The organism is Cellulomonas fengjieae, assembly GCF_018388465.1.
In the GTDB taxonomy this organism is placed as follows: domain Bacteria; phylum Actinomycetota; class Actinomycetes; order Actinomycetales; family Cellulomonadaceae; genus Cellulomonas; species Cellulomonas fengjieae.
The window spans coordinates 3,521,273-3,545,969 of the sequence record NZ_CP074404.1 but is presented as its reverse complement, the minus strand read 5'-3'; the positions used below and the strand labels follow the sequence as shown (position 1 = coordinate 3,545,969).

General features: G+C 72.8%; 30 protein-coding genes. 14 read left to right on the top strand and 16 right to left on the bottom strand.

What is annotated here, in order from left to right:
* Positions 1-3 precede the first annotated feature (3 nt).
* Positions 4-1,884 carry an FtsX-like permease family protein gene (locus tag KG102_RS16415; protein ID WP_243885143.1) on the top strand — a complete coding sequence of 627 codons (1,881 nt, stop codon included), beginning with the start codon at positions 4-6 and terminating at the stop codon, positions 1,882-1,884.
* Between the two features lie 64 nt (positions 1,885-1,948).
* On the opposite strand, the gene KG102_RS16410 is transcribed toward KG102_RS16415, so the two are convergent.
* Positions 1,949-2,473, bottom strand: coding sequence for a GNAT family N-acetyltransferase (locus tag KG102_RS16410; RefSeq protein WP_208290354.1), 525 nt, complete (start codon positions 2,471-2,473; stop codon positions 1,949-1,951).
* Positions 2,474-2,558: 85 nt separating this feature from the next.
* Positions 2,559-2,972, bottom strand: a complete 414-nt coding sequence (locus KG102_RS16405; RefSeq protein WP_208290355.1) for a VOC family protein — start codon at positions 2,970-2,972, stop codon at positions 2,559-2,561.
* A gap of 91 nt (positions 2,973-3,063) precedes the next feature.
* Here KG102_RS16405 and KG102_RS16400 point away from each other — a divergent pair, with 91 nt between their 5' ends.
* A complete protein-coding gene (locus tag KG102_RS16400) occupies positions 3,064-4,032 on the top strand; it encodes a helix-turn-helix transcriptional regulator (RefSeq protein WP_208290356.1) in 969 nt (322 codons plus the stop codon).
* 37 nt (positions 4,033-4,069) lie between these two features.
* Here the strand turns inward: KG102_RS16400 and KG102_RS16395 are convergent, their stop codons facing one another.
* Positions 4,070-4,507, bottom strand: a complete 438-nt coding sequence (locus KG102_RS16395; protein WP_208290357.1) for an NUDIX hydrolase — start codon at positions 4,505-4,507, stop codon at positions 4,070-4,072.
* Between the two features lie 69 nt (positions 4,508-4,576).
* Positions 4,577-4,978, bottom strand: a complete 402-nt coding sequence (locus tag KG102_RS16390; RefSeq protein WP_208290358.1) for a VOC family protein — start codon at positions 4,976-4,978, stop codon at positions 4,577-4,579.
* Between the two features lie 104 nt (positions 4,979-5,082).
* On the opposite strand from KG102_RS16390, the gene KG102_RS16385 reads away from it, so the two are divergent.
* On the top strand, positions 5,083-6,018 hold the full coding sequence (locus KG102_RS16385; RefSeq protein WP_208290359.1) for a cold-shock protein: 936 nt from the start codon (positions 5,083-5,085) through the stop codon (positions 6,016-6,018).
* A gap of 7 nt (positions 6,019-6,025) precedes the next feature.
* Here the strand turns inward: KG102_RS16385 and KG102_RS16380 are convergent, their stop codons facing one another.
* From KG102_RS16380 to KG102_RS16355, 6 genes are all read right to left on the bottom strand, one after another.
* The gene (locus KG102_RS16380) at positions 6,026-6,835 is read right to left on the bottom strand and encodes a Nif3-like dinuclear metal center hexameric protein (protein WP_208290360.1); all 810 of its coding nucleotides are present in this window, start codon (positions 6,833-6,835) and stop codon (positions 6,026-6,028) included.
* A gap of 378 nt (positions 6,836-7,213) precedes the next feature.
* Positions 7,214-7,453: a hypothetical protein gene (locus tag KG102_RS16375; protein WP_208290361.1), complete on the bottom strand. Its 240-nt coding sequence runs from the start codon at positions 7,451-7,453 to the stop codon at positions 7,214-7,216.
* A gap of 413 nt (positions 7,454-7,866) precedes the next feature.
* Positions 7,867-8,364 (bottom strand): AAA family ATPase, encoded by a 498-nt coding sequence (locus tag KG102_RS16370; RefSeq protein WP_208290362.1) that lies wholly within the window; start codon positions 8,362-8,364, stop codon positions 7,867-7,869.
* Between the two features lie 45 nt (positions 8,365-8,409).
* A complete protein-coding gene (locus tag KG102_RS16365) occupies positions 8,410-8,958 on the bottom strand; it encodes an AAA family ATPase (RefSeq protein ID WP_208290363.1) in 549 nt (182 codons plus the stop codon).
* Positions 8,959-9,074: 116 nt separating this feature from the next.
* On the bottom strand, positions 9,075-10,055 hold the full coding sequence (locus KG102_RS16360) for a DUF2332 domain-containing protein (RefSeq protein WP_208290364.1): 981 nt from the start codon (positions 10,053-10,055) through the stop codon (positions 9,075-9,077).
* A 33-nt stretch (positions 10,056-10,088) separates the two neighbouring features.
* On the bottom strand, positions 10,089-11,675 hold the full coding sequence (locus tag KG102_RS16355) for a cellulase family glycosylhydrolase (protein WP_208290365.1): 1,587 nt from the start codon (positions 11,673-11,675) through the stop codon (positions 10,089-10,091).
* A 244-nt stretch (positions 11,676-11,919) separates the two neighbouring features.
* On the opposite strand from KG102_RS16355, the gene KG102_RS16350 reads away from it, so the two are divergent.
* Positions 11,920-12,411, top strand: coding sequence for a DUF402 domain-containing protein (locus KG102_RS16350; RefSeq protein WP_208290366.1), 492 nt, complete (start codon positions 11,920-11,922; stop codon positions 12,409-12,411).
* Positions 12,408-12,977 (top strand): HIT family protein, encoded by a 570-nt coding sequence (locus tag KG102_RS16345; RefSeq protein ID WP_249667366.1) that lies wholly within the window; start codon positions 12,408-12,410, stop codon positions 12,975-12,977. Before KG102_RS16350 ends, KG102_RS16345 begins: the two co-directional genes overlap by 4 nt.
* Here the strand turns inward: KG102_RS16345 and KG102_RS16340 are convergent.
* From KG102_RS16340 to KG102_RS16320, 5 genes are all read right to left on the bottom strand, one after another.
* A complete protein-coding gene (locus KG102_RS16340) occupies positions 12,901-13,323 on the bottom strand; it encodes a RidA family protein (RefSeq protein ID WP_208212977.1) in 423 nt (140 codons plus the stop codon). The two genes, KG102_RS16345 and KG102_RS16340, sit on opposite strands and share 77 nt — an antisense overlap.
* Positions 13,313-13,891: a dihydrofolate reductase family protein gene (locus tag KG102_RS16335; RefSeq protein ID WP_208290368.1), complete on the bottom strand. Its 579-nt coding sequence runs from the start codon at positions 13,889-13,891 to the stop codon at positions 13,313-13,315. The genes KG102_RS16340 and KG102_RS16335 overlap by 11 nt, the downstream gene beginning before the upstream one ends.
* Before the next feature lie 127 nt (positions 13,892-14,018).
* Complete coding sequence (locus KG102_RS16330; protein WP_208290369.1) at positions 14,019-14,243, bottom strand: hypothetical protein; 225 nt, start codon at positions 14,241-14,243, stop codon at positions 14,019-14,021.
* 11 nt (positions 14,244-14,254) lie between these two features.
* Positions 14,255-14,602: a hypothetical protein gene (locus KG102_RS16325; RefSeq protein WP_213363010.1), complete on the bottom strand. Its 348-nt coding sequence runs from the start codon at positions 14,600-14,602 to the stop codon at positions 14,255-14,257.
* A gap of 209 nt (positions 14,603-14,811) precedes the next feature.
* Positions 14,812-15,153 (bottom strand): YciI family protein, encoded by a 342-nt coding sequence (locus KG102_RS16320; protein ID WP_208290370.1) that lies wholly within the window; start codon positions 15,151-15,153, stop codon positions 14,812-14,814.
* 184 nt (positions 15,154-15,337) lie between these two features.
* Between KG102_RS16320 and KG102_RS16315 the strand changes: the two genes are divergently transcribed.
* The 9 genes from KG102_RS16315 to KG102_RS16275 all read left to right on the top strand — a co-directional run bounded on the left by KG102_RS16315 (position 15,338) and on the right by KG102_RS16275 (position 24,425).
* A complete protein-coding gene (locus tag KG102_RS16315; protein ID WP_307802410.1) occupies positions 15,338-16,330 on the top strand; it encodes an AAA family ATPase in 993 nt (330 codons plus the stop codon).
* 3 nt (positions 16,331-16,333) lie between these two features.
* Positions 16,334-17,299 carry a DUF58 domain-containing protein gene (locus KG102_RS16310; RefSeq protein ID WP_208290371.1) on the top strand — a complete coding sequence of 322 codons (966 nt, stop codon included), beginning with the start codon at positions 16,334-16,336 and terminating at the stop codon, positions 17,297-17,299.
* Positions 17,286-17,783: a hypothetical protein gene (locus KG102_RS16305; protein WP_208290372.1), complete on the top strand. Its 498-nt coding sequence runs from the start codon at positions 17,286-17,288 to the stop codon at positions 17,781-17,783. The genes KG102_RS16310 and KG102_RS16305 overlap by 14 nt, the downstream gene beginning before the upstream one ends.
* Positions 17,777-18,772, top strand: a complete 996-nt coding sequence (locus tag KG102_RS16300; protein WP_208290373.1) for a VWA domain-containing protein — start codon at positions 17,777-17,779, stop codon at positions 18,770-18,772. Before KG102_RS16305 ends, KG102_RS16300 begins: the two co-directional genes overlap by 7 nt.
* Positions 18,769-19,848, top strand: coding sequence for a VWA domain-containing protein (locus tag KG102_RS16295; RefSeq protein ID WP_208290374.1), 1,080 nt, complete (start codon positions 18,769-18,771; stop codon positions 19,846-19,848). The genes KG102_RS16300 and KG102_RS16295 overlap by 4 nt, the downstream gene beginning before the upstream one ends.
* The gene (locus tag KG102_RS16290; protein WP_208290375.1) at positions 19,845-21,011 is read left to right on the top strand and encodes a hypothetical protein; all 1,167 of its coding nucleotides are present in this window, start codon (positions 19,845-19,847) and stop codon (positions 21,009-21,011) included. The genes KG102_RS16295 and KG102_RS16290 overlap by 4 nt, the downstream gene beginning before the upstream one ends.
* 157 nt (positions 21,012-21,168) lie before the next feature.
* Entirely contained in the window at positions 21,169-22,671 is a 1,503-nt protein-coding gene (locus KG102_RS16285; RefSeq protein ID WP_208290406.1) for a purine-cytosine permease family protein, read from the top strand.
* The gene (locus KG102_RS16280) at positions 22,668-23,216 is read left to right on the top strand and encodes a cysteine hydrolase family protein (RefSeq protein WP_249667365.1); all 549 of its coding nucleotides are present in this window, start codon (positions 22,668-22,670) and stop codon (positions 23,214-23,216) included. The genes KG102_RS16285 and KG102_RS16280 overlap by 4 nt, the downstream gene beginning before the upstream one ends.
* 144 nt (positions 23,217-23,360) lie before the next feature.
* The gene (locus tag KG102_RS16275; protein WP_213363009.1) at positions 23,361-24,425 is read left to right on the top strand and encodes a S66 peptidase family protein; all 1,065 of its coding nucleotides are present in this window, start codon (positions 23,361-23,363) and stop codon (positions 24,423-24,425) included.
* Here the strand turns inward: KG102_RS16275 and KG102_RS16270 are convergent.
* On the bottom strand, positions 24,415-24,672 hold the full coding sequence (locus KG102_RS16270) for a VOC family protein (protein WP_249667364.1): 258 nt from the start codon (positions 24,670-24,672) through the stop codon (positions 24,415-24,417). The two genes, KG102_RS16275 and KG102_RS16270, sit on opposite strands and share 11 nt — an antisense overlap.
* Positions 24,673-24,697: the final 25 nt, after the last annotated feature.

The following is a 24,697-nucleotide window of genomic DNA, read 5'->3' as shown; positions in this document are numbered from 1 at the left end:
ACCATGTGGCAGCTCGCGTCCTCGGGCGTCCGCGCCCACCGCGGGGCCTACGTCGGCACCGCCGTCGTCCTCGCCGTCGCCGCGGCGGTCCTCGCCGTCACGGGCGTGATCTTCGAGTCGGGCCTGCGCACGCAGTCCGCCGGGGACCCCGCCTCCGGGGGCACGCTCGTCGCCCTGGCCTCCTCCTACGCCGGCACGCTGATCGTCGTCGTGGTCATGGTCGTCGCCGCGACCGTCAGCCTGGCGCTGCGCAGCCGCCGCCGGGAGTTCGCGCTGCTGCGCGCGGTCGGTGCCACGCCGGCGCAGGTGCGGCGCACCGTCACGTTCGAGGTGGCGGCCGTGTCGTTGGTCGCCGCCCCGCTCGGGGCGGTGGCCGGGCTGTTCGGTGCCCGCCTGCTCGACCCGATGCTCGTGCGCAGCGGCATGGTCGCGCCGGACTTCACGTCCGCCCTCTCGCCGCTGCCCGTCCTCGTCGCCGTCGCGCTGATCGCGGTCACCGCGGTGCCCGTGGGCAGGCTCGGCGCCCGGGAAGCGGCACGCACCGCACCCACCGCGGCGCTCCAGCAGAGCGCCGTCGAGGACCGGCACGTAGGGATCGGCCGACGGATCACCGCCCTGGCGATGACCCTCGGTGGGCTCGCGCTGGCGTTCTCGGCGCTGTGGATCCCGGGCACGACCGGCAGCGCGGCGGCGTCGGTGTCCGCCTTCCTGCTCATCGGTGCCGCTGCGCTCGCCGGCCCGGTCCTGGTCGGCTGGATCTTCGACCGCCTGGCCAAGGCGCACCCGTCCGGCGGCCGCCCGGCCACGATGCTCGCCGTCCGCAACGTGCGCGGCTTCTCCCGGCGGCTCACGACCGTCGTCGTACCGCTCGCGCTGGTCGTCTCGGCCGCGACCATCCAGACGAGCGTGGGTCGCGCGATGACGACCGCCTTCCAGCAGGAGTTCGTCGCCGCGGTCTCCACGGACCTCGTGGTCGCGCCGACCGAGGACGCGCCGCAGGACCTGACGGCGCAGGTCGCGGCGGTGCCCGGCGTCGAGGCAGCCATCCCGCTCGCGACCGTCCCGGGAGAGGTCCGCACCGTGGACGACGGCGCGGAGACGTGGGAGGCGGCCGCTGTGCGGGTCGTCCCCGCCGACACGGCCGCGTTCGACCCCGACGTCGTCTCGGGTTCGCTGGCAGAGATCGACGACCCCGACACGGTGGCCGTCAGCAGCGACACGGCCTTCACGAGCGGCGCCGGCCTGGGTGAGACGCTCACGATCCGACTCGGGGAGGACGTCGTTGACGCGACAGTCGTCGCGGTGTTCTCGCGTGGCATCGGCGTCGGCGGGATCGTCACCGGTGCGGCGACGGCCGAGGCGCACGGGCTGCCCGTCACGGCCGACACCCTGCTCGTCGACGTGGCCGCCGGCACCGACCTCGCCGACGCCACCGCTGCGATCACCGCCCTGGGCGCGACCGCCGCCGACCCGGAGACCCACATCTCCACGGTGCTCCAGGCCGGCGGGGACAACGAGGTCGGGAACGCGCTGCTCCTGCTCCTGCTCGCGGTCGTCGCGGTCGGTGCGGCCAGCACGCTGGCGATGACCACGGTGGCGCGTCGCGACGAGCTCGCGCTGCTGCACCGCACCGGCACCACGCGCCACCAGCTCATGGCGATGACCACGGTCGAGGCGACGATCACGGGCGTGACGGCGTGGGTGGTCGGCACGGTGGCGGTGGCCCCGGCGGTGGTGGGCGTGAGCGCCGGGCTGCTCGACGGTCTACCCGTCGTCGACCTGACGGCGTACGGCATCGTCAGCGCGGCCGTGGTGGCGTTCGCCGTCGCTGCGACCTTCCTGGCGGCACGCCGGACGACGAAGGTGGCGACCGCCGTCGCGTAGGGCGGTACGCGCGGGGGAAGCCGTCGGTCGAGAGACCGGCGGCTTCGCCGTGCGCCGGAGGGTGTCAGGTGGTCCAGCGGATCTCGCCGTCCACCACGGTCGTGGTGGCGTGGAGCCCCACCGCCCGCGCGACACCCGCCGACGCCTGGTGGTCGGGGTGGATGTCGGCGATCAGGCAGCCGACGCCGTGCTCTCGGAGCCACCCGGCCACGGCGACCGCGGCCTCGCTGGCGTACCCGCGGCCCTGGTGGTCGCTGGCCACGACCCAGGCCAGCTCGGCCTGGAGCTCGTCGTCCTCGCCGCGCGAGAGCGTGGCCTGCACGGTGCCAACCAGCTCATGCGTGTCCTGGCGGCGCAGCATCCAGTTCAGCCAGCCCTGCGACCCGTCGGTGGAGCTGCCGACCGCCTGCCGGGCGAAGCGGGCGCGGAGCTCGTCCAGCGAGGCAGGGTGCCCGCCGGTGTAGGTGTGCAGGCGGGGGTCGTCGAAGGCGTCGAACGCCTCGTCGACGTGACCCAGGTCCAGCGGTTCGAGCACTAGGCGGGCCGAACGAAGAGGGGCGGCGGCGAGCCAGGCGATCGGGTCCGTCATGGGCGCCACCCTAGTGTCCGGTGCGGCCCCGGGACGCCGCTGACCTGCAGGAAGGCATCGGCGCCCCGGGGCCCGCTGTCGGCGACTACGCGGCGGCGACGTCGAGCACCCAGACCACCCCGAACCGGTCCCGGAGCATGCCGTAGAGCGCTGACCACCCGGCCGGGGCGAGGTCCTGCACGATCGTGGCGCCCGCGGACAGGCCCTTCCAGTAGGTCGCGATCTCCTCCGGGTCGGTGCCCCGCACCGAGACGAAGGTCGAGTTCACGCCAGGCTCGTAGGGCAGGCGGGCCGGGACGTCGTAGGCCATGACGTGGAAGCCGGCGTCGGTCTGCACCTGGCCCCACATGATCTGCTCGGCCTCCGCGGGGTCCTGCACATTGTGCGCGTCCTGGTAGGTGACCAGGGCGATCTCCCCGCCGAACACCTCCCGGTAGAGCTCCAGTGCTGCGCGTGCGTCACCGCGGAAGTTCAGGTGCGTGGTCGTCGTGATGGTCACAAGGGTTCCCCTCATCGTGCGGCTGCTGACACGACCACGTTAGGAACCATTGCGGCCACTTCCTGACCGCGATGCTGGAAGACTGGAGTGCATGTCGAACACCAGCTCGCGCACCCTGCGGCTCCTCTCGTTGCTGCAGGCCCGGCGCTTCTGGTCGGGGTCAGGGCTGGCCGACGAGCTGGGGGTCTCGCCCAGGACGCTGCGCCGGGACGTCGACCGGCTCCGCGAGCTCGGCTACCCGGTGGACTCGCACCCCGGAGTCGACGGCGGCTACGCGCTCGCGGCCGGTGCGTCGTTGCCGCCGCTGGTCGTCGACGACGACGAGGCGATGGCGCTCGCCGTGGCCATCCAGTCGCACCTATCGACGGGCGAGGGTGGCGACGCCGCACTGCGGGCGCTGTCGAAGGTCGTGCAGGCGATGCCGCGGCGACTGCGCGCGCGCCTCGACGCCCTCCGCACGTCCACGACCCCGGCGCCCTGGAGTCCCGCGTCGGTCACGCCGGTCGACCACTCCGTCCTGTCGACGCTCGCCCTCGGCTGTCGTGACCACGAGCGCGTCCGGTTCGCGTACGTCGCGGCGTCGGGTGCATCGTCCTCGCGGCTGGTCGAGCCGGCGCACCTCGTCGCGCTCGGGTGGCGGTGGTACCTCGTCGGCTACGACCTGGACCGGCACGACTGGCGCACGTTCCGCATCGACCGGATCGACACCGCGCAGAGCGCGGGCACGTCCTTCGCGCCACGCACGCCACCGTTCGACGACGTCACCGCCTACGTCCGCGCCCGGGTGCTGGGCGATGAGCACAGCGGACGGCACCGGGTCGAGGTGATGGTCGAGGCCTCCGCCGACCAGGTGCGTGCTCACGTCGGGCGCTGGGCGCAGGTGCGCGCCGACTCGGCGGGCCGCTGCACCCTGACGATGGAGACAGACTCGCTCGAGGGGCCGCTGTTCGCGCTCGGCTCGCTCGGAGCGGAGTTCACGGTGGTCTCGCCGTCGGCCCTGGCGGACGTCACGCGTGACTGGGCCGCGCGCTTCACGCGAGCGGCTCAGCTCAGCGGGTGAGCAAGGCAGTACCCCGCACGGGCGGCCCGCCACCCGCTCACATCGACGAAGGCAGGAGACCGGCGAAAGTACGGGCGACATCGACCAGCTCGACGCGTGGCAGGCCGTCGATCTCGGTGAGCGCGATCCACCCGGCGATGTCCGTGCTGCCGTCGACCTCGTACGCGAGCGCACCCCCGACCACGTGCGCCCGGAAGACGATCCGCAGCAGCTGGCTCTTCTCCGTGAGCTTCGTCGGCGTCACCGCCGGGTCGACGACCAGCGACGAGATGCCCACGAGCTCGTCGACCTCGACGTCGTACCCGGTCTCCTCGCGCACCTCCCGGACGGCCGCGTCGGCGGGATCCTCGAACGGGTCGAGCCCGCCACCGGGCAACGTCCACAGGGGCCCGATGCCCACCGTGGGCGCGAGACGCGAGAGCAGCATCCCGCGCTCCTCGACGATCACGGCGTACGCACTCACCCGCAGGGTCACCGTCTGAGGGTAAGGGCGGGAGCGCTCGACCACTCGCGCCGACGGACCTGCCCCTGGCCGGTCAGGCTGCTACGAGGCCCCCAGCGCGTCGTCCGACGTCAGCAGCACGACGTTCCCGTCGGGGTCGTCCACCATCGCCGCGTACGGCCCGGAGGTCTGCTCGGGGGCCATCCGGCCGTGGTAACCGGCGGCGGTCAGCCGGGCGTACGTGGCGTCCACGGCCGAGTCGTCGCCCAGGTAGAACTCGAACAGGCTCCGGTAGCCACCACCGCTGGGCACTGCGTGGGCGGGGTCGTACCGGGCCGCGAACACGGTGTCGAAGAAGATCGAGACTCCGCTCGCCATCCGATGCATGACGAACGGCTTGTCGTCCTGCTCGGCGGGTATCTCCAGGCCGAGCATCCGGTAGAACCGCAGCGCGGTCGGCATGTCACCGACGATGATCCCGAGCATGCTCAGCTGGACCTCCATGGCCGCCATCCTGGTGCAGGAGTTGCGAGGTGCGCGAGGGCGAGCACTGCCTGATCGGAGAGACACTGGGGGCAGCAACCTTCTGCTTTCGACAAGGAGTCAATGTGTCTCAGGGAACTGTCCGCTGGTTCGACGCCGAGCGTGGATTCGGCTTCCTCGCGCTCGAGGACGGGGCCGACGACCTGTTCGTGCATGCGTCCGAGATCGTCGGCGACGACGGGCCGAGGGTGCTCCGCGAGGGGCAGACCGTCGAGTTCGAGGTGGGCGAGGGTGACCGCGGCCCTCAGGCACGCCGCGTCCGGGTGACCGGCGACCAGGCCGCCGACGCACCCGCGGGCCTCCTCGGGACCGTCTCCTGGTACGAGCCGGCCAAGGGCTACGGCTTCGTCACGCCCGACGACGGCAGCGCCGAGATCTTCCTGCACAGCTCGGCCATCGTGGGCGGCGGCGTGGTCTCCGAAGGCCAGCGGGTCGCGTTCCTCGTCGTCGACGGGGAGAAGGGGCCGCAGGCGGACCACCTGCTCCCGCTCCGGGCGGACGCTGCCCGGCCGACCGCGTCCGACGGAGCGGACGGCACGGTGACCTTCTACGACGCCGACAAGGGCTTCGGGTTCGCCACCCCCGACGCCGGCGGCGAGGACCTCTTCGTCCACGCCCGGAACCTGACCGGCGGGCTGACCGAGCTCTCCGAGGGTGACCGCATCACGTTCGACGCTGCGGACAGCGACCGGGGTCCGCAGGCCCACAACGTGCGTCGGGTGGGGGGTCCGGCACGCCGGGGCGCTCCCGCGGCGCCGGGCCGCGGTCGGCCGAGCCGGCCGGCGTCCGAGAGCTCCGTGCGGGGAGGCGAGGGCGTGGTCGTGCGCTACGACGCGGACCGCGGCTTCGGCTTCATCGCCCCCGACGACGGCGGTGCGGACCTTTTCGTGCACGTGTCCGTGCTCCGGGACGCCGAGGTGCTGGAGGAGGGCGACCGGGTCCGCTTCAAGGTGCGCCAGAGCGATCGCGGACCGCAGGCCGACGGCGTCGAGCTGCTCTGAGGCCGGCTCAGGGCTCGACGACGGTCCGGTAGGGGTCGGCGGCGGCCACGAGCTCGACCGGGACCTCGGGCACGAGGTCCGCCAGCCAGCGGCCGAGCTCGGCCATGCCCTCCTGCTCGGACGGCACGTGCCCGACGACGACCACGCCGGCGCACAGGCCTGCGGTGACCGCGTCGGCGGCGTACTCGCCCGTCTCCCACTCGTGGCCCTCGCCGAGGACGACCACGTCGACGTCGGGGCGGGCGAGCAGCTGCCGGTTCCGCGCGAACCCCTGGAAGCCGGGCTGCAGGCCGACGGCGGACACGGGGGTGCCGGGGTCGCCGACGTAGCGCAGCGCACGAGCGCCCAGTGCGCGCGCGACGTGCGTGGCGAGCTCGCCCAGGGTGGTCGGCGGCAGGTCGTAGACCCCGGGCGAGCCCGCCCGTCCGGCGTCGAGCCAGCCGAGTGCCCGGGCGGTGCCGGTCAGGATGCCGTCCGGTCGGCGGTCGTGCCACGCGTCGTGCAGGTGGGCGACCACGAGCCCGTGCTCGGCGACGAAAGCCGCCTTCGCCGCGTACACAGGGTCGGACTCCGCGGCGAGGACCGCGTCCGACGCACCGTGGTGGTCGAAGTAGAGCGGCTCGTGCGTGATGACGAGGTCGAGCCCGCGCTCCGCCGCGCGGTGCAGCACGTCGAGCGTCGCCATCACCGTCACGGCGACCCCCCGGACCGGGGCGTCCGGGTCGCCGGCGAGGAAGCCGTCGACCGTGGTCGGTCTCGGCGGCACCCCCACGTGCGCGCCGATCCGCTCCACCACCTGCCGCGCGGTCACTGTCACGGCGCCACCCTACGATCGCGAGCCCGTGCCGCCCGTCGTTCCGTGGTCGTGGCGGTGGTGGGCGTCGGGGTAGTGCTCGTGGGTGTGGGTCACCGCGTCGTGCGTGTGGACGTGACGATGCCGGACTCGCTCAGGTGCAGCCACGTGCCCACGGCCATCAGACCCCGGCCAGGAGCATCTGCCACGTGACCGGGTCGCCGAGCGTGACGGCCAGCACCGCGCCGAAGAACGGCGCGACCGAGAAGTAGGCACCGGCTCGCGCGGTCCCGACGTGCCGCAGGCCGGCGCCGGCATCGACGACAGCCCGAACATGAGCGAGTCGGCGCGCGGGCTGCGCAACGCGCTCGCCCCGAACAGCACCTCGGTGTCACCGCCACGTCAAGCGCGCTCCGCGACGCGCTCCGCCAGCCGGTTCAAGGCGTCGGCCGCCAGGCCGTTCAGCGCTGACTGCAACGCAGTGCTGGTCCCCGCCGCCTTTGGCCGCAAGTGCCAGCCCGTGATCCGCACCGTCGTCCGGCCGTCCGGAGCGTCGGTGAAGTGCCACGTCTCTTCGTGCGTCCACGTCCCCGCGTGCGTCTGCACGGACCGCCAGTGGCCCTCCTGCTCCGCAGTCACCACGCTGTACACCACCGTCCGCAGCCCGAACGGGGGCGCCGGTGGCCAGAGGTGGAGGTGCGTGGCACCCACGCCGGACTCAGGCGCGCCCACGATGTGTTGGCAGGACCCGGGATCCTCACCCTCGTGCGGGTCGGCCGCGGCAGTCCAGACAGCAGCACGTGCGGCGGGGATGACGAGGGTCGCTTCCGTGGGGAACCGGGACACGGCTTCAAACTGAGCGCCCGGCGCCCGACCGAGCCGGCGCTCTGCCCACCGCGACTCGAGCCTCTCGGACCAACGACCCTCTCCCACGACGGGCTTATCGGCAGGTTCGGCCCGCCAGTTGACCAGGTCCGTGAGACCGGGTCGGCGGGGGTGCGTGCCGGCGCTCGCCGTCCTCACGGTCTCGCAACGACTGTGTGCGGGGCCGGTGACTACCGGGCAGCGCCGCAGCGGCGAAGGATCTCGTCGACGACCCGCTCGACCGGTGCCGTCGCGTCGATCGGGACACCAGCCGGGACGCTCTCCTTGGTCTGGTGCCACCGCGTGATCAGCGCACGGTCTGTCGGCTTCCCATCGCGCCACTCCTCGTCCGGCCGCGCGTCGAGACGCCGGTGCAGCGTCGGCAGGTCCACCTCGAGGACGAAGACGGCGTCGAACGCGTCGAGGAACCCCGGGAAGTTCCTCGACCCGCCGCAGAAGAACGTGATCGCCTCGTGCTGGTCGGCGACGAGTGCGCGGACCTTGGCGACGTCCCAGATGTGGTCGTCGCGGCCGCTGGTCCCGAACGGCTCACCCGTCCGAGGATCGCCGGGGTAGGCCAGCTCGCGGTCGCCGTGGATCGCCTGGAACCCGCGCCTGCGGAGCTCGTCGCACACGGAGGTCTTCCCCGTGCCGGAGAGGCCCTCGACGAGGTAGTTGGCCCTGCCCACGCGACGGACCCTAGCCCTGGCCGGGTGCAGAGGCCCGACCGATTCTCAGGCGCCGGGATCGACCGACGATGGCCAGCGGCTCGTGCGCCACGTGTCCCAGGTGGCGAACCCCGCGGGGGGCTCGTCGAGCGGCCCGCTGCCGTCGAGCTCTCGTGGGGTGGGAACGTCGAAGGCGACGGACCACCGCGCGAGCTCGTCGTCCGACATGTGCCAGGTGGTGTGCGGCTCGTCGGCGTGGCGGCGATCGATCCGCCTGCGCTGTTCGTCCGCGTCGAGGGCGCAGTAGCGGAGGTGCGCGTCGGCGCCGACGGTCTCGGCCGCCTGTCGAAGAGCGGTGCGCTCGTCCCGGCTCCACAGGCCGAAGTCGAGCACGACGTCGACGCCGAGGTCGAGGGCACGCAGCGCGACGGAGATCAACCGGCCCTCGATGACGGCCGTCGCGGACGCAGGATTTGCCTGTCCGTACAGCGCCTTGACCCATTCGTCCTTCGTCAGTCGAAGTGCCCCGTCCTCGACCTCGATGCGCCGCGCCTCCGTCGTCTTCCCGGTACCGGGCAGGCCGACCATGAGGAAGAGGTTGGGTCGGGCGGTCATCGGTCCTCCTGTGGTGTGTCGCTGCTGATCGTGCCAGCGAAGGGTGTCCGAGGTCAGCCGCCCGAGAGAGGCCCGGAGCCAGCAGCATCGAGGCCGCGACGCGGGCGCGGGTCCGCTCAGTCGTGCAGTTCGGCCACGGCCCGTCCGTGCGGGTGGGCGTAGGCACGGGGCACGCCGTCCACCGTGACGACGAAGCCGTCGCCGCGGTCGCCCGCCGCCAGGTGGGTGGTGGCAGGGAGGACTCGTGCGCCCTCGTTGCTGATCCAGTGCCCGGGCAACGCGCTGACCGTGTCGACGAACGCCGACCGCGCCTCGGCGTCCAGGTAGGCGAGGACGGCGCTGTGGAAGACGACGAGCGTCGCGTCGCGGGGTGCCTCGGCCGCGAGAGCGGGCAGCACGTCGAGCAGGTCGCCGCGCACGACGCGCGGCGGGTCGCGGCGGGCGACGTCGAGCGCCGCACGCAGGCGGGTGCGTCGGTCGTCGTGCTCCGGCCAGACCAGCGTCTCGAGCCAGGCGCGGGAGTCGTCGTCGTGCACGTCGACGGGTTCCAGGTCGATGCCGGCCCGCCAGGCGACCTCCGGCAGCCGGTCCGGCACAGCGACTCCGGGCCCGATCGCGCAGGGGAGGACCGCGTCCGACGGGCCCTCGTCGGGGTCGAGAGCCGTGCCGTCGTCGTAGCGGTAGGAGTACCGGTCGGGGAGCAGGCACAGCCCTGCGGCGGCGCCGACCTCCAGCAGGGCGAGTGGCTGCGGCAGCTCCGCGAGGAACGGCAGGAGCACCGCGCAGCGGTTCGCCTCGTTGGTCTGGGTGGCGCGCGCGAGGATCGTCGCCCGGACCTGCGGCCACAGCTCGATCAGAGTCGTACGGAAGTCGCCGTAGGTGCCTCGGGCGCCGTTCCACCGGGCAGCCGCGAACACGAGGTTCGGCTGACGCTTGGCGCGCGGCAGCGTTGCGATCAGGTCAGCGACGACAGGGTCCTCGCTGACGCCGATCGCCCAGGACTCGTAGGTCGCCGAGACGCCCCGCGCTTCTCGCTCGCCGAACGCACGATAGGCCTGGACGACGGGCGTGCTGCCGAGGTGGGTCGTCGGATCCATCGGCACAGGATGCCCGACGTCACGGAGCAGAGGTCACGAGCCCATGATGGCGTCGATGATGCCCTGCTGGGTCACCGTCGCGGAGCTCCGGTCGAACAGCGCGAACCCGTACTGCCCGTTGTGCCCGTTGTCCCAGTAGGCGGTGGCCGCACCGTACTTCTTGGCGGTGGCGACGAGGGTCCGTGCGTAGTCGGCGCGGTACCTGTTGTTCGACGGGTCGGACGACGTCTTGTCGATCGAGCCGTACTCCCCGATGAACACCGGGTACCCGTTCACGGTGAACGTGTCGTGCATCTTCTTCAGCTGCGCGTCCATGAAGTCCTGCTGGCCCCACGTCGACTTCCTCGCCGCGTCGGTCGCGTTGGGACCCCACTGCGTGATGGCGCCACTCTCCGTCCCGGTGAAGTCCCACGGGTCGTAGAAGTGCGCGGAGATCATGAGGCGGCGCTCGCTGCTGGGGATGGCGGACGACCGGTACTGGTCGGTCGGCACGACGAACCCGTAGCTGCCGGTGGTGTAGTCGATGTTGGTGTTCCAACCCGGCACGAGCAGCCACCGGGAGGTGTTGTTGCCGCCGGTCCGGCGCACCGTGTCGACGAACACCTGGTTGTACGCGTTGATGTTGGAGTAGCACGGCTGCGTGGGGGCGCCGTACTGCCCGTCGAAGTTCTCGTTCATGGACTCGAGGATCAGGCGTCCGCCGTAGCCGCTGAACCTCGACGCCACCTGCTGCCAGACCTTCTGGTACTTGTCCTTGATCGTGTCCTGCCCGGACGCGTCGCAGATGAGCCAGGAGCCGGCGACGCTCTTGTACCCGTCGCCGTGCATGTTGATGATCACGTGCAGCCCGCGGTCGTAGGCCAGGTCCACGACCTCCTGGATCCGGCTGAGCCAGGCGGCGTCGACCGTGTAGCTGGGGGCGGAGCCGATCTTGCCCAGGTAGGACACCGGGATCCGGATCGTCCGGAAGCCGGCGGCCTTCACCCGGTCGATGAGGGCGGACGTCACCACCGGGTTGCCCCACGCCGTCTCGCTGGGCATCCCGTTGATGTTGGCTTCCAGCTGGTTGCCCAGGTTCCAGCCCTTGCCCAGGTCGGCGACGAGCTGTGCGGCGCTGCCCGTGACCGGTCCGCTTGTCGGCGTGGTCGTCGGCCTCGGCGACTGGGACGGCGTGGCCGACGGCGACGTCGTCGGCGAGCCGCTCGGGGTGACCGCGCCGGTGCACGCGACACCGTTGAGCGTGAACGCGCTCGGCGCAGGGTTGGTCCCCGTGAACGCGCCGTTGAAGCCGAACGACGTGGTGCCGTTGGTCCCGAGCGCACCGTTCCACCCCGCGTTGCGTACCGACACCTCCGCGCCGGACTGGGTGACGGAGCCGTTCCACAGCTGCGAGACCCGCTGCCCGGCGCCGAAGGAGAAGCGGACGTCCCAGCCGGTGATCGGATCGCCCAGGTTGGTCACCCGCACGTCGGCGCCGAACCCGCCCTGCCACTGGTTGGTCACCGTGTAGTCGACACGGCACCCGGCGGCCGCGCTCGCCTGACCGGTGACGGCGATCGAACCGACGACGGCGACCGCGGACGCCGCGGCTACGGCGAGCACCTTGCGTAGTGAGAGCACGGGGGAATCCCTCTCAGGAACGTGAGCGTCCACGGGCCACGGGCGGCCGGGCGACGGAGTGGCAAGCCCACCAGACGGACGTCGGGCCCGCAGCCGTGTGAAGCGATTCACGCCACCCCAAGCGAGGGCACGTCGACGTTGGCAGACGCTCGGCCGCAGTGGGCGCAACGGTCGGCGAAGCCCGCCGATAGTGTCGTCGACCGTGTGGACCTATGAGCCGGGATCGTCCATCCAACGCCTCGAGGTGCTGCACGAGCGCGTGTGGATGCAGCATCCGGTGACTGTCGTGTCCGACGACGGTGCGACTCTGGCGGTCCGCCTCGATCCCGGCTCTCGCTTCGCCTTTCCCCCGCACCCGTTCGGCCCCCATCCGTGGCGATCGCACTCCGCCTGGGAATCGACCGTGGTGCTCCAGCTCCACCGGGCCGGCGACCACTACGGAGCCTGGAAGTTCTTCGACCCCGCCGGGACGTTCCTGCACTGGTACATCAACTTCGAGTCGCCCATCGTGCGCGAACGCGACGGGTTCCAGACGGACGACCACGGTCTCGATCTCATCGTTCACGCGGATGGCCGGCGCGAGTGGAAGGACGTGGCCGACCTGCACTGGCAGCGCGTCACCGGACGCATCGACGAGGGCACCGTCGGCCTCGTTCTGGCGGCGGCCGCCGAGGTCACCGACCAGCTCGATTCGAACACCCACTGGTGGAGACGATGGGACGGCTGGACCCCGTGACCAGGTCGAGCCACGAACCGGCCGACTACGACTGCCCGTTCTGCCTGCTCCAGCGCGGAGTCGCCGACGAGCACAACCAGCAGAGCGACATCGTCGCGACCACCGACCTCGCACTCGCCCGCGTCTCGCCCAAGTGGTGGCCGGCCAACCCCGGGGCGGCACTGGTCATCCCTCGGGAGCATCACGAGAACCTCTACGACCTTCCTCGGGCGACGGGGCACGCCGTGTGGGACCTGGTCCAGGAGGTGGCCGTCGCGATGCGCACGGCCTATGCGTGCGACGGGATCTCCATCCGGCAGCACAACGAGCCGGCGGGCGGCCAGGACGTCTGGCACCTGCACGTCCATGTCTTCCCGCGCCACGGCGGCGACCGCCTGTACGAACGGGATCTCGAGGCGCGATGGGTCGCCGCCGACGAGCGTGCCCGGTACGCACGAGCGCTGGCTGCCGAGCTGGACCGTCTGCGCGACCATGCCTTCGGCAGAGGGATCACATCGCGCTCGACCCCGGACGAACTGCGACCGCCTCCACCTCGACCAGCTGGTCGTCGTAGCCCAGCACGCTGACTCCGAGCAGCGTGCTGGGAGCATCATGCGCGCCGAAGGCGGCACGGACGACGCCCCAGGCGATGCCGAGGTCGGCCTGCTGGGACGAGGCGACGTAGACGGTGGTCTTGACGACATCGGTCAGCTGCGCGCCGGCCGCCTGCAGTGCGGTGACGAGGTTGGCCATGACCTGGCGGGCCTGCCCGGCGACGTCGCCCACAGCAACGGTGTTGCCGTCGGCGTCCAGTGGGCAGGCGCCGGCGGTGAAGACGAACTGGCCGGGCCCGGTGATCGCGGCGTAGGCGTAGGGCGCCTTCGCCGTCAGCTGCTCGGGTCGGACGAAGGTGATCGCGGGCTCAGGCGACATGTGAGGTACCGCTTCGCACGGCGTGGTGCACGTAGATCACGCCGTTGCCGAACCGTCCGTGATCCAGCAGCTCCAGGTCGACTCGGATGCCCCGCGGCAGCGCCGGCTTGCCGCCGCCCACGACGGCCGGGGCCAGGAGCAGCACGCACTCGTCGACGAGCCCGTGCCGGAACGCCTCAGCCCCGAGGGCCGCGCCGCCGATGCTCAGGTCCGCGCTGGACGTCTCCTTGAGCCGTCGTACGGCCTCCGGGTCGAACTGCCGCTCGATCCGCGTCCGCGCCGTCGACACCGCGTCGAGCGTCGTGGAGTAGACGACCTTGTCGGCGTCGCGCCAGATCCCCGCGTACTCCCGGACGACGGCCGGCTCGTCCGCCAGCCAGTCGTCGTCCTCCCAGACGCGCATCGTCTCGTACATGCGGCGGCCGTAGAGCGAGGTGCCGATGGCCCGCTCGTGCTCGTTCCAGAACGCGTGCACCTCCTCGTCGGGTACCGACCAGTCGAAGGAGCCGTTCTCGTCCTCCAGGTAGCCGTCGAGCGAGGTGTTGGCCGCGTAGATCAGCTTGCCCATGAGTTCCTCCGGTCGGACGAGGACCCAAGGTTGGCAGCGACGCGGAGGCACCGGCAAGGGATCGGACGGTGACGTCACCGGCCCGGCGATCAGGCGGATCGGCACCGGTGCAGATCCGGAACCCTCGTCAGGCCTCGCTTCCGACGAAGAGCAGGTCGTGGATCACCTCGGGGTTGTGCAGCCAGGTCGCGAGCGAGCCGTCGTCACGAAACTCGCCATAGGTGTTGGGCGCCGTCGTCGCCCTCATGTCGTCGAGTGCCGCCGAGAGCGCTGTCTCGTCGGACTCCCACTGTGCTGCTTCCACCCGGTCCGCCACATCGACGTCGAGTTCGCTCTGCACGCCGTCCCCCACCCAGGCGAGGATCAGCCCGCGGTAGTTCGCGGGAGCGCCGCGCGGTCCCGCTGGCCGGAGTGGGCGCGCTCGTTGCGGTCGCGCTGCACTGGTACGTCGTGCAACCGAGCGACGCTGAGCTCATCGCCGAGGCGGGCGAGATCGCCGTCGACGGTCTCGTCGCTGGTGAACCGCGGGTCGACGGACGCGGGATGCCGTCGTTCGACCGCGGGACGGCGATGCTGGACGTCGCGGGCGACACGGAGGTCACGGGCGAGGACGTGGTGACGGCGCTCGCGGCGCAGGGTTGGGTGGTCGACGACGTCGAGGTGCGCGGCCCGTCCGAGATCGTGAGCGCGTCCCGTGACGGTGGTCGCCACGACGGTTGTGGCGGGAGGCGTGGTGGGCGCGGCTGGCGGCGTCTTGCTCGGCCGATTCGCGGGCCGACGGGCCGGGCGCGCCGACCGAGCCTGATCAGCCCCGAGCGGCTCGGTTCGAGCGCGGGAGCCGTCGTCTCACCATCGTGTCCGGATACTCAGCAGTCGGCGCGCAAGAGCCCGATCCGCGCTGCACGCCCGACCTCGGGGACCTACCTGATGACCCGGACCTCCTGGGGCCAGCCGCACCCCTCGGCGACCCGGCCCGCCCACACCTTGGCCGTCTCCAGGTCGGGCACGTCGATGATGGTGATCCCGCCCAGGTACTCGGTGGTCTCGGTGTAGGGGCCGTCAGTGATCGACACGGACCCACTCGTGGCGTCGGCGCTGAACGCGTCGGCCAGGTTCTCCTCGAGCCCGCCTGCGAAGACCAGGACCCCGGCCGCCTCCATGTCACGGACGACCGCCGTGCTGGGCTCCACGCGGGTCTGGAACCACTCGGCCGGGTGGTCCCCGACCCACTGCTGGTTGAAGTAGATGGCGTACTGCGTCATGTCGCTCCTCCCATGAGGCCGCCCCGTGTGGCGTGTCATCACTGTGACGGACGGGCCCTGCCGGAATCGACAGGCGGGTTGTAGGACTCCGGAGCCGTCCGACCGTGCGGTCGGACACCCACGTGTCGGGACATCACCCTGTCGACGGGTCGAACGGTCCGGACCGGCCTGTAACGTGCGCGCGGTGAGCCGCGACACCGTGTCCCCGTCCGACCGCTCCCGAGCCGGTGCGCTGTGCGAGCGCATCGAGGGGGTCTTCGACCAGCGAGTCGTCGGGCAGACGCAGCTGCGTACGTCGCTCGTCGTCGCGCTGATGTGCGGGGGGCACGTCCTGCTGGAGTCCGTCCCGGGGCTGGCCAAGACGACGGCCGCGCAGACGCTCGCGCAGGCGGTGTCCGGCACGTTCCACCGCATCCAGTGCACGCCCGACCTCATGCCGTCGGACATCGTCGGGACGCAGGTCTTCAACTACGGGACCTCGCAGTTCACGACGCAGCTGGGCCCGGTGCACGCCAACGTCGTCCTGCTGGACGAGATCAACCGGTCCTCAGCGAAGACGCAGTCCGCGATGCTCGAGGCGATGCAGGAGCGGCAGACGACGATCGCGGGCGAGGTCCACCGGGTGCCGTCGCCGTTCATGGTGCTCGCGACGCAGAACCCCATCGAGGAGGAGGGCACGCACGTCCTGCCCGAGGCCCAGATGGACCGGTTCCTGCTCAAGGAGGTCCTCGACTACCCGGGACCGGAGGAGGAGGTCGAGATCCTCGACCGCATCTCCGACGGGCGCATGACGCGGGCGCTGCGCGCCGACAGGCTCACGCTCGACGAGGTCGCGTGGCTGCAGCGCGTCGTCGACCAGGTGTACGTCGACAAGTCCATCCGCCGGTACGTGGTGGACCTGGTTGCCACGACCCGCGGACGCGGGCCGGTGAAGGTCCCGGGCCTCGACCGGCTGGTGCGGATGGGCGCGAGCCCTCGCGGATCGATCTCGCTGATGCGCGTCGCGCAGGCCGTCGCGCTGCGGGCCGGGCGCGGGCACGTCGTCCCGGAGGACGTCCACGCGCTGCGCAACGCCGTGCTGCGCCACCGCATCGTGCGGACCTACGACGCGATCGCGGACGACGTGTCCACCGAGTCGATCGTCACGTCTGTGTTCGACGCCGTCCCGGCGCCCTGACGCGTGCCCGCCCGGTCCCGCCTCGCGCTGGTGCGCGCGCGCCTGCAGCTACCCGTGCTGCGGCGCGCCACCGGCCTGCTCGACGGGCGGCACCGCGCGGTCTGGAAGGGTCACGGTGACGAGGTCGACGACCTGCACGTCTACACCCCCGGCGATGACGTGGGCGACATCGACTGGCGGGCGTCGGCCCGCTCGGCCCAGCCGGTCGTCAAGCGCTACGAGGCGACGTCGAACGTCGCGCTCGTCCTCGTCGTCGACACGGGCCGGCACATGTGCGCGACGTCGGCGGGCGGCGAGCCCAAGCACGAGGTCGCGCAGCTGGTGGCGGACGTGGTCGCGCAACTCGCGCACCAGCGCGGGGACCGGGTGTCGCTGGTCGCGGGTGATGCGGGCCGCGTCGTGGAGCTGCCCGCTGGCGCGGGGACCACGCACCTCGAGGTGCTGCTGCGCCGCCTGGAGCGCACGTTCGACGCCGACGCCCCCGAGGGCGACCTGGCGCGTCTGCTGGACCGCGTGCTGCGTCGCACCGCGCGCCGCTCGTTGGTCGTCGTGGTGACGGACGAGGCGCGGCCCGGTGCCGCCGACGAGCGTGCGTTGGCGCGGCTGCGCACCCGGCACGAGGTGATGGTCGTGCAGGTCGTGGACGCGGACCTGTTCGCGGGGACCCTCGGCGCGGCGCCGGGCACGCTCGCGGGAGCCTCGACCGCCGCGGACCGCGGGCGGCCGGTCGTCGCGCCGCCGAGGGACCGGGGCGTGCGCGACGTCGTCAGCGGGTGGTCGCTGCCCGCGTACCTGCGGGGGCGGCGTGGCGTGCGGGAGGCGGTCGCGGCGGCCCGCACCGCACGGCACGCGGAGGTCCAGCAGCGCGTGCGCCGCCTGGGCGTGACGTCGGTGAGCGTGGAGAGCACGCACGACGTGCTGGACGAGATGGTCGCGCTGCTGGGGAGGGTCCGTCGTGCCGGGCGCTGAGCTGGTCGACCCGATCCCCTACGCCGGCTGGTGGCCGTGGGTGGCGCTCGGGATCGTCCTCGTGGTGGTCGCCTGGTACGTGTGGGTGGTGCGCTCGACGCGTGCGCCCGCGCAGGCCCCGCCCGCCACGCTCCCGGCGACCCAGACCAACCGCCCGCACGCGCGCGCGCAGTCCGACCCGTACGCAGCGCTGCGCGGCACGACGCTGGCCCGGCTCGACGAGGTCGAGCGCCGGTACCGCGCGCAGGAGATCGACGTGCGTGGCGTGAACCTCGAGATGCGGTGGGCGCTGCGCGAGTTCGCGACGGGCCGCACGGGCGTGGACACCACGGCGATGACGGCGGAGACGGCACGCCTCGACCGCCGCACGCGGCCGCTCGCGTCGCTGCTGGAGAACTCGTCGCTCCCGGCGTTCGCCTCCACGTCCCGCACGCGGGTCGGCCGGACCCTCGACCAGGCGCGCAAGCTGGTGCGGGCGTGGTGACGCGCGCGGGGCTGGAGGTCCCGTGGCTGGTGCCGGCGGTCCTGGTCGTCGTCGTCGTGGCCCTGGTCGTGGGCCTGCTGCTGCGGGACCGACGCGGGACGACGCCCGTGGCCAACACCGACGACCTGCGCCGCGTGCCCGCGCTGCGCGCCTGGCGAGTGCGGTACCGGGTGCTGCGCGTGGGCGTGGCGCTGGCCGTCGCGGTGGCCGCGGTCGCCGCGGCCGTCCTCGCGGCGCGGCCCGTCACGGTGCAGGAGCGCACGCGGGAGCTCGCCACCCGCGACATCGTCCTGTGCCTCGACGTGTCGGGCTCGATGCTGGAGTACGACGAGCGCGTCGTCGCGACGTTCGAGCAGCTCGTCGAGGGCTTCACCGGTGAGCGCGTGGCCCTGTCGGTGTTCGACTCGACGTCCGCCACGGTGTTCCCACTGACGGACGACTACGAGCTGGTGACGTCCGAGCTGCGCAGGGCGCGCGAGGCGTTCGCAGGCGACGACGAGGACGAGCAGGCCGACGTCTTCCGTGGCACGGCCGGGATCGAGGGGCAGGCCTCGCTCGTCGGCGACGGCGTCGCGTCGTGCACGCTCCTGTTCGACCAGTACGACGCCACTCGGTCCCGCTCGGTCGTCCTCGCCACCGACAACGAGGTGTGGGGCTCCCCGGTGTACACGATGCCCGCGGCGGCCGACCTCGCGACGTCCCGGGGCGTCGTCGTGTACGCCCTGTACCCCGTCGACGACGACGAGTTCCTCGGTGCGTCGACGGCAGCCGAGCTGCGGATCGCGGCGGAGGGCACGGGCGGCACGTTCGCGGCGGTCGCGGACCCCGGTGCGGTGCCGACGATCCTCGACCGCGTGCAGGACAGCCAGCTCACGGCGATGCAGGTGGACCCCGAGCAGGTCGTCACGGACGACGACGACCCGTGGGTGTGGCTGCTGTACGTCACCGGTCTCGCGGTCGTCGTCCTGGCGTGGCGGGTGCGCGCATGAGCGCCCGCGCGGTGGTCCCGGTCGCGCTCGTGCTCCTCACGGCGCTGCCCGTGCTCGCGCTGTGCGTCGGGCAGGCGCTGGGTCTGCACCTGGGTCTGCACCGGGGGCACCGCGGTGTCCGGCGGGCCGATGCGCCGCGTGCCGGTGCGTGGACGTGGTCCCGGCGCGCCGTGCTCGTCGGCGCGCTGGCGGTGGTCGGCCTGACGCCCACGGTCGCCTCGACGCAGGCCGGCGGTGCGCGCGTCGGCATCCAGCTGTGGTTCGTCGTCGACCGCACGGGCTCGATGGCCGCCGAGGACTGGGGGCCCGGCGACGACGTCGTGCGGGCGCCCGGCCTCGACCCGGTGCCGGCCGTGCAGCGCCTCGATGGCGTGCGGCACGACGTCGTCGCGCTGACCCGCGACGTTCCGGGCGCGTTCTACTCGGTGGTCGCGTTCGCCGACGAGGCCGGCACGCAGCTGCCGCTGACGGACGACGCGACGGCCGTGCGGGCGTGGGCCCAGACCGTGACGCAGGAGGTCACGGCCGGTTCCGCGGGCACGAGCCGCGACCGCGCGCTGGACGTCCTGGAGCGCTCGTTGCAGGACGCGCAGGACCGCGACCCCGGGATGGTGCGCCTCGTGTTCTACCTGTCCGACGGCGAGCAGACGACCGAGGTCGACGAGCCGGGGTCGTTCACGCGGATCGCGCCGCTCGTCGACGGGGGCGCGGTGCTGGGGTACGGCACGGCGCAGGGTGCTCCGATGCGGGTGTTCGACGGCACCGTCGATCTCGACGCGCCGTACATCCCCGACCCCGACGACCCGTCACGCCCCGCCGTGTCCGTCGCGGACGAGACCGCGCTGCGCGAGGTCGCCGCCGAGCTGGGTGTGCCGTACGTGCACCGCGACGGCCCGACGAGCACGGCGGACCTGGTCGCCGGCGTCGACGTCGAGGCGATCACCGCCGACGGCCGCACGGACCTGAGCACGCGCCGTGACCTCGTGTGGCCGTTCGCGCTGCTCGCGGGCGTGCTGCTCGCCGCCGAGGCGTGGACGTGGGCGCGCGCGTCGAGCCGGCTGCGGGGACGACGATGAGCCGCCGCGCCGATGCCCGGCGCGCCCGACGCGAGGCCGCTGCGCAGCAGATCGCCGCCTTGGCCGAGGCCGCCGAGACGAGCCGCCGCATCGCCGACGGCACGGGCCGCGGGAAGCGGCAGACCCGAGCCCAGCGCGGCGGGAAGCAGCAGACCGACGCGCGGCGCCGCGCGGCGAAGCGCGCCCGCCTGCAGGCGATGCCCCCGCACGCGCGGAGGCGACGCCGCCTGCTGCGGTGGAGCTGGCTGCCCGCGCTGCTGCTGCTGAGCTTCGCCTGGAACCTGGCGGCGCTCGGCCCGGGGTACCGCGACGCGCGTGCGGCGTACGACGAGGGCGACCCGTGGGACGCGGCCGACGCGTTCGAGCTCGTCGACGTGTGGGCCGTCGTCGAGGGCTGGAAGGGGGCGTTCAACGCCGGCACGGCCTTCTACCGCGCGGACCGGCACGACCGGGCGATCGAGTACCTCGACGAGGCCCTGCAGACCGTGCCTCGTGCGCACCGCTGCGACGTGCAGACCAACCGTGCCCTCACGTTCCAGGCCCGGGAGAGGGACAACCTGGAGTACGCCGAGGAGCACCTGGCCGAGACGCAGGCCCTCGCCGAGGCGTTGGCGGCGCAGGAGGCCGGCGAGCCGTTCGACGCGCAGCTCCTCGAGCCACCGTACGAGGGTGCCGAGGCGCCCGTGCTCGCCGACGAGCTGCAGTTTGCGGGCTACCTGTTCCGTATCGCGGCCGACGACGCGGCGCTCGCGGCCGAGGCGCTGGCCGACCCGGCGTGCGCACCGCCCCCGTCGCAGGGCGGCGGCGGTGGGCAGGACGAGGAGCAGGAAGAGGGCGGCGGCGGCGAGGGGGGCGACCCCCAGGCGGCCGCCGAGCAGCGCATGCAGGACCTGCTCGAGCTGGCAGGCGAGGTCGAGCGCATCGCGCAGGCCGCCGCGGACGGCACGCTCGAGGGGGCCCCGACGCTCGGCGACGGCGAGCAGGACGCGCAGAGCCCGGCAGAGGCCGAGGCCGAGCGCCAGGAGCAGCTCGCCGAGCGCAACGGGCAGGCCGGCGGCGGTGGGGCCGGGCAAGAGCCGGGTCCCGCCGACGGGTCCGGGTCGGCTCCCGGCGGTGGCACCGAGCCCGGGACCGGCGCGGGTGGCGGCGGGCGCAACTGGTGACCGGCGCGCCCGATGGCCGGGCGGCCCGCGTCTGCGCACACCGGCACACCCGTTGACACCGCCCGTACCGCGACCTACTTTCCGCATGCACGGCCTGGTCCCCTCCGCCCAGGTCTCCCCGACGGCGTGAAACGAGGCAGCCTTGAGCGCCCATCCGATGGTCCCTCCAGCCCCGCCCCAGGCAGCAGCGGGCGGGATCGAGCTCAACGGCATCAACGCGATCGAGGTGGCCGAGCACAAGGGCCGGCCGCGTGACCTGTTCTGGCCGTGGTTCGCGGCGAACGTCTCCGTGCTGGGGATCGCCTACGGCTCGTTCCTGCTCGACTTCGGGATCTCGTTCGCGCAGGCCACGGCGGTCGGTGTCGTCGGCATCGTCGTGTCCTTCCTCTTCTGCGGGTTCGTCGCGCTGGCAGGCAAGCGCGGCCACGCGCCGACGATGACGCTGAGCCGGGCGGCGTTCGGGGTCAACGGCAACCGGCTGCCCTCCGCGCTGTCCTGGCTGCTGACCGTCGGCTGGGAGACGGTCCTGGCCTCCCTGGCCGTGCTCGCGACGGCGACCGTGTTCAGCTCGCTGGGCTGGGCCTCGGGGACCGCGACCCGGCTGCTCCCGCTGGCGGTGGTCGCCGCGCTGATCATCGTCGGTGGCGTGCTCGGCTTCGAGTTCATCATGAAGCTGCAGAAGTGGATCACCGTCGTCACCGGTGTGCTGACGGTCGTCTACGCGGTGCTGGTGCTCGACACGATCGACCTCGGCACCGTGACCGCTATCCCCGCCGGCAGCGCGCCGCAGGTCATCGGCGGGTTCGTGTTCATGATGACGGGCTTCGGCCTGGGGTGGGTCAACGCGGCGGCCGACTACTCCCGCTACCTGCCGGCGCGGTCCTCGAGCGCCGGGGTGGTCGGCTGGACCACGTTCGGTGCCTCGCTCGCCCCGCTCCTGCTGCTGGTCTTCGGGCTCCTGCTGGCCGGGTCCTCGCCCGACCTGAACGCCGCGATCGCCGCCGACCCGATCGGCGCGCTCGCGTTGCTGCTGCCCACGTGGTTCCTCGTGCCGTTCGCGCTCGTGGCCGTGCTGGGCCTGGTCGGAGGAGCCGTGCTCGACATCTACTCCTCGGGGCTCGCGCTGCTGAGCGTCGGGGTCAAGGTCCCGCGGCCCGTCGCGGCCGGGATCGACGGGGTGCTGATGATCCTCGGGGCGGTCTACGTGGTGTTCTTCGCCTCCGACTTCCTCGGACCGTTCCAGGGCTTCCTCATCACCCTCGGCGTCCCGATCGCGGCGTGGTGCGGCGTGTTCATGGCCGACGTCGCCCTGCGGCGCAGCGGGTACGACGTGCGGGACCTGTTTGACCCGCGGGGCCGCTACGGCTCGGTGCGGCTCGTCCCGGTGGCGCTCGTCGTGCTGGGCTCGGTGCTCGGCTGGGGCCTGGTGACCAACGGGTTCGCGGGCTGGCTCGGCTGGCAGGGCTACCTGCTCGCGCCGTTCGGCCTGGGTGGGCGTGAGGGCGCGTGGGCGTACGCCAACCTGGGCGTGCTCGCGGCCCTCGCGCTCGGCTTCGTCGGCACGCTGCTGCTCAGCCGTCGCGCGGTGCGTGCCCAGGAGGCCCTGCCGGCCACCGAGCAGCCGCTGCCCGCCGGGTCCGCGGCAGGCCCGGTCGCGTGAGCGGGTCGCCCTGGCTCATGGCCGTCGACCTCCAGCAGGTCTTCGCCGACCCGACAAGCCCGTGGTGCACGCCGCGGTTCGCGGACGCGCTCGCCGGCACGCTGCGGCTGCGCGGAGCGTTCGGCCCACGCGTGGCACTGACCCGGTTCCGCCCGGCGGGCCGTCCGACCGGCGCGTGGGGGCCGTATTACGCGGCCTGGCCGTTCGCCCTGGACCCGGCGAACATCCCGCTGTACGAGCTGGTCCCCGACCTGCCCGTCGCCGACGCGGTCGTCCTGGACCGTCCGACCTTCGGCAAGTGGGACGCCGCGACGGCCGCCGCGCTCCCGGGGGTCACCGAGATCGTGCTGACCGGGGTGTCGACCGACTGCTGCGTGCTGTCCACGGCGCTGGCCGCGGCCGATGCCGGCGTGCACGTGCGCGTCGTCGCGGACGCGTGCGCCGGGGCCAGCGAGGACGACCACCAACGGGCCCTCGACGCTATGGCGCTCTACGCACCGCTGATCGAGATCACGACGGTCGACGAGGTGCTCGCCCGGCGTTGAGCCACCCGCCGGGCAGCGCCTTGCGGAGCGAGGGCGCGATGGATCGGTCCCCCTCGGCGAGGGCGGTATCCAGGGACCGCGGCACACACCCACGGGGTCCGACTGCCGAGCGAGACGCACCCGAAAACCCGTCGCATCGGAAGGGTGCGCGCGCGGATACTTCGTTCGATGACTGCCGCCGCACCGTCTCCGCCGCTCCGACCGCGTGCTCTGCAGGCCGGCGACCTCGTCGTGATCGCATCGCTCTCCGGACCGCTCATCGCGCAGTACGAGCCCAACGTGCAGAAGACGGTGGGCGTGCTCGAGCACATGGGGTTCCGTCCGCGTCGAGCACCGCTGCTCGAGGTCGGGAGGAGCCACTGGTGGAGCGCGGCCGAACCCGCCGAGATCGCCGCCGAGCTCAACGGTCTGCTGCGAGATCCCGAGGTCCGCGCGATCATCGCGAATGACGGCGGGCAGACCGCGTTCGGATACCTCGACCTGATCGACCTCGAGGCGATCAGGACCGATCCGAAGCCGATCCTCGGGTACAGCGACATCTCGCTGCTGCATCTGGCCCTCTACGCACGCACGGGCCTGGTCGGGTTCCATGCCGACATGGCGACTCCGGGCTTCGGCGACGGCTGGCAGTCCGCGCCGCCGCCGCGCCGAGCGGAGCTCGAGACGCTCTACTCCCAGCTGCTGACCGGCACCGACGCGATCGGCGCGCTGCCCGGGGGCCCGTCCTGGGAGTGCTGGCGTCCGGGACGCGCCGAGGGCCCGCTGATCGGGGGCGTGATCAACCGCATCGCACTCGTGCAGGCCACGCGGTTCGCCGTGCCGCTCGAGTGGTTCGACGGTGCCGTGCTGTTCTGGGAGGAGATGGGTGGCCTGAACTCGTACGTGTGGAGCTATCTGCACGTGCTGAGGCACGCCGGCATCCTCGACCTGATCTCCGGCATGGTCGTGGGAATCCCGCGCGAGATCGCCGGACTCGAGTCGCCCGACGCGTCGCCGACCCTGGCCGAGATCGTTCTGGATGTCCTCGGCGACCGGGACATCCCGGTACTGGGCAACGTCCAGTTCGGACATGCAGGCCCGAACCTGCCGATGCCGGTCGGTATCCGTGCCCGCCTCGACGCCCAGCAGCGGACGTTGTCGCTGCTCGAGCCGGCGGTGCGCCCGCCTGCGGCACCGACCGCCGCGGACGTCGCACGGTTCAGCCCGTGAACAGCTCGGGGGAGGGCGACACGGTGGTGATGCAGAAGGGGTGGCCCGCGGGGTCGAGCAGCACCCTCCACCGCTCGTCCGGCTGCGGATCGGCCAGCCGGGCACCGAGGGCGAGTGCCCGCTCCACTGGCTCGTCGAGACGGTCACCGGCCGTCAGGTCCAGGTGCACGACCGACGCGCCGGGCCACGCCGGAGGGCGGTAGTCCTCCACGCGCTGCGGGATGAGCAGCAGTCCCGGGACCTGCACCCCGACGCTGGTGCCGCGGCTCCAC

Excerpts from the sequence above, each read along its gene's own strand:
- KG102_RS16415 (WP_243885143.1), top strand. The coding sequence starts at position 4 with ATGTGGCAGCTCGCGTCCTCGGGCGTCCGCGCCCACCGCGGGGCCTAC.
- KG102_RS16410 (WP_208290354.1), bottom strand. The coding sequence starts at position 2,473 with ATGACGGACCCGATCGCCTGGCTCGCCGCCGCCCCTCTTCGTTCGGCC.
- KG102_RS16400 (WP_208290356.1), top strand. The coding sequence starts at position 3,064 with ATGTCGAACACCAGCTCGCGCACCCTGCGGCTCCTCTCGTTGCTGCAG.
- KG102_RS16390 (WP_208290358.1), bottom strand. The coding sequence starts at position 4,978 with ATGGAGGTCCAGCTGAGCATGCTCGGGATCATCGTCGGTGACATGCCG.
- KG102_RS16365 (WP_208290363.1), bottom strand. The coding sequence starts at position 8,958 with ATGACCGCCCGACCCAACCTCTTCCTCATGGTCGGCCTGCCCGGTACC.
- KG102_RS16360 (WP_208290364.1), bottom strand. The coding sequence starts at position 10,055 with ATGGATCCGACGACCCACCTCGGCAGCACGCCCGTCGTCCAGGCCTAT.
- KG102_RS16340 (WP_208212977.1), bottom strand. The coding sequence starts at position 13,323 with ATGTCGCCTGAGCCCGCGATCACCTTCGTCCGACCCGAGCAGCTGACG.
- KG102_RS16335 (WP_208290368.1), bottom strand. The coding sequence starts at position 13,891 with ATGGGCAAGCTGATCTACGCGGCCAACACCTCGCTCGACGGCTACCTG.
- KG102_RS16320 (WP_208290370.1), bottom strand. The coding sequence starts at position 15,153 with ATGACGCAGTACGCCATCTACTTCAACCAGCAGTGGGTCGGGGACCAC.
- KG102_RS16295 (WP_208290374.1), top strand. The coding sequence starts at position 18,769 with ATGAGCGCCCGCGCGGTGGTCCCGGTCGCGCTCGTGCTCCTCACGGCG.
- KG102_RS16290 (WP_208290375.1), top strand. The coding sequence starts at position 19,845 with ATGAGCCGCCGCGCCGATGCCCGGCGCGCCCGACGCGAGGCCGCTGCG.
- KG102_RS16285 (WP_208290406.1), top strand. The coding sequence starts at position 21,169 with ATGGTCCCTCCAGCCCCGCCCCAGGCAGCAGCGGGCGGGATCGAGCTC.